Source organism: Arthrobacter sp. 2YAF22_2 (assembly GCF_052114645.1).
Taxonomy (GTDB): domain Bacteria; phylum Actinomycetota; class Actinomycetes; order Actinomycetales; family Micrococcaceae; genus Arthrobacter.
In genome coordinates, this window is sequence record NZ_JBFRFD010000601.1 from 1 (window position 1) to 1,973 (window position 1,973).

Genomic DNA, 1,973 nt, shown 5'->3' on the forward strand with positions numbered 1-1,973 from the left:
GTACAGCCTGCGCGTGGGTCACTTCCTGAACTTTCATCATCACTCCATTGTTCTGACGCGTGCGGGCGGTATGCCCACGGTGGTTTGTCTGCTGTTGGCTAGGGTGCGGCGACGGGCGTCAACAGTCCGGAGAGCAGCCGTCCGGCGCCGGGTATGGCCGGTTCGTGGCCGAGGGCACGGAGGATCTCGTAGGTCGTGGCGGTGGCCGCCGTAATGACGGGGATACCGAGCGCGTCTTCGACCTGCTGGACGGCTGCCAGCGAGGGCATCTGGACGCAGGCGGAAAGCACCAGGGCGTCGATTCCGGTGCGGTTCAGGCGGGCGGCAATGGCGGGCAGTTCGGCTGCGTCCAAGCGGCCCACCGCCAGGTTGTCCGCAACTTCGAGGCCGATCACGTCCTGCACCTCGATGCCGGCGCCCTCGACGTACCGGGTGACCATTTGGGTCAGCTCGGGCAGATATGGCGTGACCATGGCAACCTTGCGTGCGCCCATGGCCTGCAGGGTCCGGACCAGGGCGCCGGCGCTGCTGGAGACCGGAGCGGGGTGCCCGTTCGCGGCGGCTGCTTCGGCGATCACCGCTTCGGAACCCTCATGCGCTCCCGGGCCCTGGGCCATCACCGCGACGAGGCACGCATAGGCGATGACGTCGACGTCGGCGTCTGAGACGGCCGATGCGCACTCGCCGGCCTTGGCGACCATGGCCGCCAGCTCGGCCGGCGTGACACTCTTCAGCGTCGCCCTGGCCGAGTGGAAGGTGTAGCTGTGCCCGGTCGCTTCGGATTGCCGGCGGAACATCTCCGGAAGTTCGGTTTCCATCGTCGTGTTGGAGCTGGGGACTATCAGGCCGATCCGTGACCTGGTCTTCCCGTTCGGGGCAGTCTGGTGGGCGCCCGGGGCATCAGGTGCTGTCATTGTCGCTTCCAATTCTCTGGCTGAATCTCTGCTCGCACGGCCGCAGCCGGCACGGTCTAACCCACATTGTGGTTTCCAAACCCATAGTGCGGGTTTATTCTGGATGTGTCAACGCTCACGTCCCTTGAGCGGGACCCTGGCTGGCTAAGATGGACACTCGACAAGGAGGGCGGTAGCAGGTGGCAGGCGGCAGCGCGGCGGCGAAAGAACAAGGCCCGAGATCCACGCCGATCCTTGTGCTGCGCAAGGTCAGCGAAATCCTCAACTGCTTCTCGATCGAGTCGCCCGAGCCGACGCTCCAGCAGATCGCCCGCACCACCGGATTGCCTGCCAGCACCTGCCAGCGGCTGGTCCAGAACATGGTGCACGAAGGATTCCTGGACCGTGACGGTGACCGTTACCGGATCGGCCTCAGGCTGGTCCAATGGGCGGCCCCCGGCACCCTAGGCCTGGACGTGGTGCGGCTGGTCCGGCCCGTCCTTCACGAACTCCGGGACACCACGGGGGAAACCGCCTGCCTATACATGCGCGACGGCGCGTTCCGCACCGTGGTGGCCGTCGCCGAGACCCGCCACGTGGTCATGCGCCCGTTCCTGGTGGGTCAGGTCATGCCGATCCACGCCGGCGCTCCGGGGAAGATCTTCCTCACCTTCGATCCCGGCGCCCGGGAGGCCCTGCTCGGGACCGACCTCACCCGGTTTACGCCGTCCACCCCGGTCAGCTGGGCGCAGTTGGACGAGCAGGCCGAGCTGGCCCGCAAACAGGGGTTCTTCGCCGCCTTCGGTGAACGAAACAGCGACGTCGGGTCAATCAGCGCGCCCGTGTTCCGGTACGACGGCGAGCTCGCAGCGGTCCTGGGCCTGGGCTTCCCGATCCAGCGGATCAGCAGCGACGACGTCCCACGGCTGGGGCCGTTGGTCGCCGCCGCCGGCAAGGCGGCAAGTGCCGCCCTGGGGTACCGGGACCCGGGCCAGAACTGAGACGCACCGGAACGATGAAGCGGCAGGGAGCCGAGCCAACAAAGGAGAGGCCCCCGCTTCCCTCGAGATGAGGGAAGCG

The 1,973-nt window shown here is 67.3% G+C and carries 2 protein-coding genes; one reads left to right on the forward strand and one right to left on the reverse strand.

All coding sequences use genetic code 11. The features are described 5' to 3' along the window. Positions 1-98: 98 nt before the first annotated feature. Positions 99-914: a maleate cis-trans isomerase family protein gene (locus AB4Y86_RS17735; protein ID WP_441403471.1), complete on the reverse strand. Its 816-nt coding sequence runs from the start codon at positions 912-914 to the stop codon at positions 99-101. 179 nt (positions 915-1,093) lie between these two features. Between AB4Y86_RS17735 and AB4Y86_RS17740 the strand changes: the two genes are divergently transcribed. Continuing rightward, positions 1,094-1,894, forward strand: coding sequence for an IclR family transcriptional regulator (locus tag AB4Y86_RS17740; protein WP_441403472.1), 801 nt, complete (start codon positions 1,094-1,096; stop codon positions 1,892-1,894). The last annotated feature ends 79 nt before the right edge of the window (positions 1,895-1,973 follow it).

Coding starts and splice junctions, on each gene's coding strand:
- AB4Y86_RS17735 (WP_441403471.1), bottom strand. CDS start 914: ATGACAGCACCTGATGCCCCGGGCGCCCACCAGACTGCCCCGAACGGG.